Consider the following 8,316-nt stretch of genomic DNA (forward strand, 5'->3'; position numbering starts at 1 on the left):
AACGACATCAGCGGGAACGCTTCAACAACTGGCACCCCGCCCCCAAAACACGCTTGACCCGGCGGCCAAGCCAGATCGTTGGCTGTCCGAGCAGACGGTAACGCCAGCCATGGCTCGAAAAGCTCAGGTAGGCACGATGTGGGCGTCCTTGGGGACGGCTGCCCGCACCGGAGAGCTTGCGCGCCAGAACCAGAATGGAACCGTGGGTAGTCTTGTCGGCAAGCACTGCGAAGCCTTCCTGCTCCAGAAGGTAAGTCAGTGAGTCGGCGCTGGGATACCAGGTGTGGGCATACTGCGGGCTGCCGGCACACAGGGTAGACAACAAGTCGCTCAAGACGACGACAAATAAACCGTTCTCGTCCAGCATCTCCCGGACCCGGCAGACGAAACCGCGTGGATCGGTAATGAAGTAGATGGCATGCGCGATGCCGACCAGGTCATAGCGGTTGGCGGTATCAACGTTCTCGATTTGCCCGATGGTGGCGCGAATACCGAGTCTCTGATGGAACTCCCGGGCATTCGGGTCGGCATCGACACCTTCCGCTGTCCAGCCCTTCTCGCCGAACAGTGCAACCGTAGCCCCGAGACCGCAGGCGACATCCAGGAAGCGCCGCGTATTGCTCCGCACATGGGGGGCAACGAAATCATAGGTACGCTGAGCCCAGACCCTGCTGGCCTGCAAGCGCCCCTGCCAAACCTCTTCCGTCACCGGGGCGCTATCGCCCTCGACGCGGTTGCGATCCCAGTAAGCCTGCAATTCGGGAAGTGACGGGGCGGGAAACGGATAAGCGGTACCGCACTGGCGGCACAGGCACCAGCGATACCCGCTGCTTCGTTTCAGCGTCGCCCTCGATTTTTCATCGACGAAGGGAATCGGCCAGGATGCATGATCGCCGCAGACAGGGCAGGTGACGGTGCTTTCGGAAGAGGCTAAATGGGTCATTTCAAGACGAGTGAGTAGCCGCAAGCTGGACTCGCCGGCAATGATCGATAAAGGCTTCTGTCAGGCGGGAGATGTTCTTGCGACGTAAAACCGGCTCGCCAGGCGTCCCGGGCGAACCGAACGAGACTTCATGGCGCACATTGAACAAGGTGGCGATCGCCGTGACAACCTCGGCGTCCGGAATATCCGCCTCAAGTTCTCGCGTAATTCTGCTTTCCAGGTCACCAAGGGAACAGACGCCGCCCAGCATGCCGGAAACCAGCGAGCCGCCCAGCGTAACTGCGCGCCGACCCAGCAACAAGGCTTCAAGCGTTGCGGTACCGGTTACGGAAATAGTCAGCCCGGCCCGTTTCACCAACTCGAGACTGGACAGGCCATAGTGGGCAACGACCACCCCGCTGGTATTCTGCAGGCGCCGCATGAAGCTGCCTTCACGCAGAAGAATGCACGCCGGATGCTCCTTGACGACCAGAACACAGTCGCTGGGCATGGCAAAACGAATTGCATCGATGGCCCGGAACTGATCGAGAAAGTATGGCGCCGGCGTGTTGATCGAAGATTCGGGGGTGTATTGCAGCGGATAAAAAATGAATTTCCGGGGCAATTCCTCAATCGAGCGGATATCGCAATGACGTTCGTTGGCACGGCGTCGTGCAGCCCAGATTCTGTCACGCAGGAATGGCAGGTTGTTCAGGAAGCTGGCCCGCAGGTAATCCCACTGGAATCCGCCGGGCGTAGCCAGCCAGCGCCGGGCTGCCGCCACAGCGCGAACCGGCAGCGGGGGAACGAATGCATCAAGGACCTCGTCGCCGGAAACATCCGGGCTCCAGCGCGCCGGCTTGGGTGCGTGACGAAAATTCTCGATGAAGGCCTGTGCCGAGACCCGATCGCGCTCTTCGCTACCATTGGCATATACCGGCAGCGACTCGACATCATCCGGTGAAAAGAAGGTTCCACCGAGGTTGCGACAAGAGGTCGGCACAACCACTTCGGCACCATATTCCCGTGCGGCCGCGATGAATACCTTTCCGTCGAAGCCCTCGACCTGGGATACGAGGGCATGCGTCGGTTCGAAACCGCGCATGAAATCGCGCACCTGGCGATACAGGCTCATGGCGCGCGCGTACTGCTTGCCGGCTGGCGCGTACTTGAAAGTTCGTTTTTCAGCTTCGATATCGCGATACAGCGCCCCCGGATAAACCAGATCGCCGGAACCGGGATAGCGCTCTTCACCGACGTGATTCAGCACGGTGACACGCTCGGCACCCAGCAACCTGACGAACAGTTCGCGATGATGATCGGTCGTCAGGATGATCGCCCAATCAATCGGCGAACCGATGCTCCGGGCATGCTGGATCATGTGCCAGAAGACGATGGGGAAGGACCCGAAGCCGTGAAGAACGACTCTCATGAAAGCGAAGCTCCGATTCTGCTGAAATTGTCTGCCGAGCGACGCGACAACTCCCTTACGCGCTCCGCATCGGGTTGTGCATCCCTGGCCCCAGCTATGGTCGCAGCCAGGTCAGTAGCATCCAGGTCGCCCATGTCGAGAAACGGCATCGACAAATGGGAACACAAGTCTTTCAATTTCTCGTCGCGGCCGAAGCCGACGAACGGAATTCCCTGCATGGCAGCCAGGACATGCCCATGAAAGCGCATCCCGGCCACGACATCGATTGCCGAAAATAGTCGGGTTATTTCCTCGCTGTTCGCACTCATGCGCACCATCGTCCCTTCCAGGTTTGGAACACAGGATTGCACCCGCTTGAACAATGCCGTATCGGACACAGCGATACCCGCCTGATCCAGTTCCTGAAAGGCCAGAAAGCATATCGACCAGCCTTGTTTGACCAGCAGATCAAGGGCAAGCGCCAGTTGCCGGAGAAAATGCTCGTGCTGCGCACCATTGCCGATATCGCTGGCAGCCAGGGTAATCGCCACTACAGGCCGTCGCTCCGCCACAGCAGCCCTGGAAACAGCAGGCAATGGCAGGCTGAAAACGAGATCGGCCGTAGACCGCAAACCAGCCCCGTTCGCCAGCGCCTGACAATGCCGGAGCGAAGACTCGTCGCGGACGGCAAAGTCGGCAGTCCGCGCCATGATTCCCCGCATCAAGCGCTTGGGCAAGGCGCCACTCAACGGAGCTACGCCCACGCCCAGCGCATAGACCTCAAGGCCGCGCAAGCGGGCCATCACGACGAGCATGAATATCAACGCCAGATTGACCGGAGAATTGCCACGTGCATGAAACAGCGTGCCACCACCGAACACCAGATGGGTACAACCGGCAAGGCTCTTCCAGGTATCCCGCAGGTAGCGGCCGAGACGACGCACTTTGGACAGGCGGTGGTCCGACATGACCTGCTCCAGCGCCACGAACTCGATCTGAGCTGACGGCACCACTCCCTCAACCGGACACAGACTGCGCACCACAAAGCGCGCATCGGGCACAAATTTGAGCGTCGAGGTGACAACGGTATTCAGCAACAGATCATCGCCGACGTTGCCGAAACCGTAGTAACCGTAGAGGAACAGGCGAGGCGATTTCTTCATGAGGCTATCCTTGAGCGGCACGCACTCAAGCGACGACTTCAGAAATGATCGAATGCAGGCGTTCGGCCACGGTGTCCGCACAATACTGCTGCCGAACCGTGGAATTGCCCCAGGAGGTATTTCGCTTTTCGGCCTGTGCCTGCCGGCAATCTGCAATCGACCGCCGCAAGGAATCGACGACCGCTGGCAGATCACGCGGATTGGCCACCTCGCCCCCCATTCGCGAAATCAGCTTGGCGGAAGCACCCGGTGGAACAATGCCAAGAATCGGCACACCGGCGCCAAGGTAATCGACCAGTTTGCTCGGCAGGAAAACACTGAACTCCTCGGGAGCATCGATCACCAGCAACAAATCCGCATCCGCCATCAAGCGAAGCGATTGCCGGTACGAAACCGTCGACACGGTCTGCACAAGGCCGGCTGGTAGCGCCCTGTAGGCCGAATTCATGAACATTCTGGGCGGTATATGACCAACCAGTTCGACCCGCACCCCCTCCAGCAAGGAAGGACTTTCCCGATGGAGAATCGCCAGCGCCTTGAACAAGGGCAACGGAGAACGATTGCCGTAGAAATTGCCCAGATAGCGCAGAACGATGCTGTCATCGCCTTCTCGCTGACGCTCACCGTACAGGGCAGGCTCGAAACCGTGCGGCAGAACCCGGGCCTTGGCACGCCACTCCCCGGGATACTTGCGCATGACAAGATCCAGCGTTTCCTGCGAAGTAAAGATCACCCGGTCGGCATGGCGAACAACCTGGGCCTCATAGCGACGATTCAGGAAATTCGACAGGGGGAAACGACGACGAAACGGGTTGTCCGACCATGGATCGCTGAAGTGCGCCACCCAGGGCAATGCCAGTTTCTGCTTCAGTCGCAAACCCAGCAGGTGGTCAGACATCGGTTCACCGAAAGTCAGCAAGGCCTGGGGCCGCTCTGGATTTCTTTCGAAATGCGCCAGAACAGCTTTTTCGGCATCTGGAACCCACGACTTGAATTCGTCCGGCGAGCGCGCATACAAAGGAAAACCATAGACAGCCAGACGATGTGTCCAGCCAGACAAACGCGGCGAAAACGGCACCTCCAGGCGATACGACAGTTTTTCGTCGAAATCCGGGTAGCAATCCAGTCCGGATGCAAACTGGTGAACCTGACCGCAGACCACGCCAATACGGGCCGGCAGGTTATGGAGCATGCGTCCGACCTGAATCGCCTGTGGATACAGATTGGGCGGCAGCATGTAGGAAACGGCAAGCAGGTCCAAATCAGCGCTCCTGCATGGCACGCGAATAGTCGCACATGGTGTCCAACACCCGGTCCGAGGCCTTGCCGTCACCATAGACATCGCAGCCGCACGCTGGCTGTGCCCAAACACCGCTCAAGGCATCGGCGACATCGCCGACAATTTTCTGCCGATCGGTGCCCGCCAGACGGATCAGGCCGGTCTCCAGGCCCTCCATACGCTCGGTAACCTCCCGCAGGACCACCACGCGCCGCCCCAGGCTTGGTGCTTCCTCCTGGACCCCACCCGAATCGGTAAGAATGAGCGCGGCATTGGACATCAGCGCCACGAACGGCAGATAGTCCAGGGGATCAATCAGATAGACGTTAGGGCGCGATGCGCTGCCCAGTTTTGCATAAACGGTCTCGCGCACCCGCGGATTCGGATGTACCGGGTAGATGAAATCGTGGTCTGGATAACGATCGGCCAGTTCGCCCACTGCAGCGCAGATAGATTCGAAACCGGCGCCGAAACTTTCGCGTCGATGCCCTGTTATCAGTACATAGGGACGTTCATTGTCGGCCGCGGCGACCGGCACCCCGGCGCCCAGCAATTCGCCGCGTGCCTGGGCACGCAGGCTGTCGTCTGCAGTCAGGCGCCCGGTCAACCATTTGAGCGCGTCGATCCCTGTATTGCCGGTCACCAGGATACGCTCCGATGCAACGCCCTCGCGCAACAGATTGCCTGCCGCAGGCTCGGTGGGCGGGAAATGCAGAACGGCAATTTCCGATACCAGCCGGCGATTCATCTCTTCAGGCCAGGGGGCGTAAATATCACCGGTCCTCAACCCTGCTTCGACATGCGCCACCGGGATTTTCTGATAAAACGCCGCCAGCGCAGCGGTAAAGGTCGTCGTCGTATCGCCCTGAACAACCAGCCAATCTGGCTTCAACTGCTCCAGATGCGCCTGCAATCCGGCAAGTATCCTGACCGTCACATCGGTCAGGGTCTGTCCGGCCTGCATGACATCAAGATCGATATCCGGCTTGAGCCCAAAAATCTCCAGGACCTTCGCCGACATTTCCCGATGCTGCCCGGTATTGCACAGCACGACCTCGACATCAGGCCGACGCCTGGCGGCATGAACGAGCGGCAGGAGCTTGATCGCCTCCGGCCGAGTCCCCAGGACAACAAAGATCGTAATTTTTCTCAAAACACCCTCTTAGGCAACCAAGTGCCAATAACGCTTCTTCAACAAAACCCCTAAGGTTACTACAACCGGCACATAGACCGAAGCCGCCCCAAGAGATCTGAAGAATCCCGGGACAAAGAAAAGCCCCGAGAGGTAGCGCGATGCCATTCCAATAGCTCCCAAGAGAACAAAAACGCCGACCAGCATGAAAAACCATCGTAGGCGAAATAAATTGCAAGTTCCGCGTATCGCGATAAAAGCAAACAAACAGCCAACAGCGCTATTTAACAGAGCAATGGAAGCCACCCCATATACTCCGTAGCCCAAGTAACGAACCAGCAACCAACCAAGCACGAATGTGCTGCTCAGCGTAAATGTATAGAAAACCATAAATATCCTATGGTTTCCTTCCATCTGGAGAAATCGCCATAGAGGATTGGCCATAGCTGATGCAAGCATGCCGATCAGCCCAATAGAGAAAATATTGGAAACCATCCCAACATCAGTCTCAGTGACTTTTCCGTACTGGAACAAGACCTTTATTACATCCTCCGCCAAGGGAAGCAGGAAAGCCACGACAACAGACGACAGGATGGCCATCATGAGAATGAGTCCCCGAAGCCGCTTTTCTCTGTTGCCTCTTTCGGCCAGCGGAACCAGATAAGCATCTCTGAAACTCAAAACGCCTGATAGCCCCATGATCAATTGCTGAGAGACCCCTAATCCGGAGATACCTCCATGCGGCACATAGGAGAGCCATATCCGTTCGACTACCGATGTCAGCGAGGCGTACTGCAATGCGCCGTAATGTTGGGTCGCACGTTTTAGCAATGGCCGAAATTTGAACTGGGCATTTCGAGAAAAACCAAGCCCTCCGGCTGACAAGCCACTCAAAAGGAACAATGTCGCTATCAAATAACCAAATGCATAGCCTACAGCGATTAAACCAACCCGGTCATGCTCAAAATATATGAAGCCAATCGACCCTAACATCAGAACAATCTCAGCAGAAAATGCCCAGCCGAACTTCCACAAACACTTGACGGCTGCAGACACCGCAAAATATGGAATACCCAATACAACCAAAGGCAGAAAATCAACGCTTAAAGAGCGAAGTAATTCGGCATCGCCATCAGAAAATCCAGCCCCATAGAGCAACGACACCAATGGAAATAACACCAGAAAAATAGCCGCAGCCCCAATGGCTACAAATAACGTAACAACTAAGTACCAGCCCATGGATTGACGCAATATCGGCTCACCATGATCCTCCCGAATTTTGGAGAAAATGGATGTCAAAATACTTTCAGTGATTACGTTAAGCGAAAAAACGGTGACCGCACCGATCGCATAAGCAGTCTGGTAAACGTCAAGGCCTCTTGAAAACCCAAAAAAACCGACAACCAGCGACTGCCTCAACAACCCCAAAACCTGAGCGAGGAGTGTGATCACCGAAGCAGAGAAGAGAACCTTCGAAAGCTGAGTTATCAAATCAGTTCCATAACCATTTGTACAGTAGCCAAAGGGGCGCGAGAATCGTCAGAAAACGCTACGAAATGATTACTGAAAGCTGCATCGGAGACAGAACAAAGGAAAGGAATGAGAAGCAAATCCCTGCTTGAAATCCGCAATCGACAGTTCTTTCTGCGTCGGTTGCGGCACATCGGCAGGATAAAATCTCGGCCCGAGTTTGTACCAGCGAATACCCCGACGCTTCATCTCCTCGATCGCGTGATACTGGACAACATGGCCAAGCGGCTTGTCGAACAGGTTCCGGTCGTAAGCCCCGACGGCGTACTCACATTCGTCCCGCGTGAGGTGAAACAATCCTCCGCCAACCATCCTGCCGGTCTCATCGCGCAAATAGACAAAAAAAGCGCCCCCGGCGGCGATTGCCTGATGCTGCGCTTCCCAGCTGTCGAGCGAACGTGTCGCCCTTCCGGCAACGGACAGATGCAGGCAGCGGAACTCCTCCCAGAGCGCGGCATCAGCCTGCGTCAGGAGATGGACATTCCACAGCTTTCCGCCAGACGTGATCAAGGCCTTGTAGCTCTTTCTGAACCCTGCCTTGATCTCGGCCATCGAACGCGTCAGGTCGATAAACAGTTCATGGCGCAGGGTAGCGGAGGCCCCCAGTTGCATCGCCTTGTCATGCCAGTCGCTCAACCCCGATGCATCGGTAAATGACTCGACGCTTTCCCAACCGGAAATTCCGTTGTCCAGGCAGAAACGATTCAGGGCCGCCAGACTCTTCGTGGTCATGCTCTTGACTGTCTTTGCCGCCAGTTCCGCAACAAACAGCGGTGGGCGCAAAGCACCGCCGCTCGAGCCGATACGCAACTCGCCCTCTTCCTCATGGGAAACACTGAGCGGCCACAGGGCGCACGGGCGGTTGTCATGGTGCAGGAC

Annotated in this window: 7 protein-coding genes; all 7 read right to left on the reverse strand. The window is 57.1% G+C overall.

What is annotated here, in order from left to right:
- Positions 1–7 precede the first annotated feature (7 nt).
- On the reverse strand, positions 8–967 hold the full coding sequence (locus tag Q0P59_RS01215) for a class I SAM-dependent methyltransferase (RefSeq protein ID WP_295002627.1): 960 nt from the start codon (positions 965–967) through the stop codon (positions 8–10).
- The gene (locus Q0P59_RS01220; protein ID WP_295002630.1) at positions 945–2,354 is read right to left on the reverse strand and encodes a hypothetical protein; all 1,410 of its coding nucleotides are present in this window, start codon (positions 2,352–2,354) and stop codon (positions 945–947) included. Before Q0P59_RS01220 ends, Q0P59_RS01215 begins: the two co-directional genes overlap by 23 nt.
- Positions 2,351–3,496, reverse strand: coding sequence for a polysaccharide pyruvyl transferase family protein (locus Q0P59_RS01225; RefSeq protein ID WP_295002632.1), 1,146 nt, complete (start codon positions 3,494–3,496; stop codon positions 2,351–2,353). Before Q0P59_RS01225 ends, Q0P59_RS01220 begins: the two co-directional genes overlap by 4 nt.
- Before the next feature lie 25 nt (positions 3,497–3,521).
- Positions 3,522–4,757, reverse strand: a complete 1,236-nt coding sequence (locus tag Q0P59_RS01230; RefSeq protein WP_295002634.1) for a glycosyltransferase — start codon at positions 4,755–4,757, stop codon at positions 3,522–3,524.
- A 1-nt stretch (position 4,758) separates the two neighbouring features.
- Positions 4,759–5,928: a UDP-N-acetylglucosamine 2-epimerase (non-hydrolyzing) gene (wecB, locus tag Q0P59_RS01235; RefSeq protein ID WP_295002636.1), complete on the reverse strand. Its 1,170-nt coding sequence runs from the start codon at positions 5,926–5,928 to the stop codon at positions 4,759–4,761.
- A 9-nt stretch (positions 5,929–5,937) separates the two neighbouring features.
- Positions 5,938–7,398, reverse strand: coding sequence for a lipid II flippase MurJ (locus tag Q0P59_RS01240; RefSeq protein WP_295002638.1), 1,461 nt, complete (start codon positions 7,396–7,398; stop codon positions 5,938–5,940).
- 69 nt (positions 7,399–7,467) lie between these two features.
- The coding region (locus tag Q0P59_RS01245) for a FemAB family protein (RefSeq protein ID WP_295002640.1) at positions 7,468–8,316 on the reverse strand (849 nt) is incomplete at its 5' end.

Source organism: uncultured Dechloromonas sp. (genome assembly GCF_945957265.1).
Taxonomy (GTDB): Bacteria; Pseudomonadota; Gammaproteobacteria; order Burkholderiales; family Rhodocyclaceae; genus Azonexus.

What these genes read in the sequence shown, in the direction of transcription:
- Q0P59_RS01220 (WP_295002630.1), bottom strand. Translation starts at nt 2,354, where the DNA reads ATGAGAGTCGTTCTTCACGGCTTCGGGTCCTTCCCCATCGTCTTCTGG.
- Q0P59_RS01225 (WP_295002632.1), bottom strand. Translation starts at nt 3,496, where the DNA reads ATGAAGAAATCGCCTCGCCTGTTCCTCTACGGTTACTACGGTTTCGGC.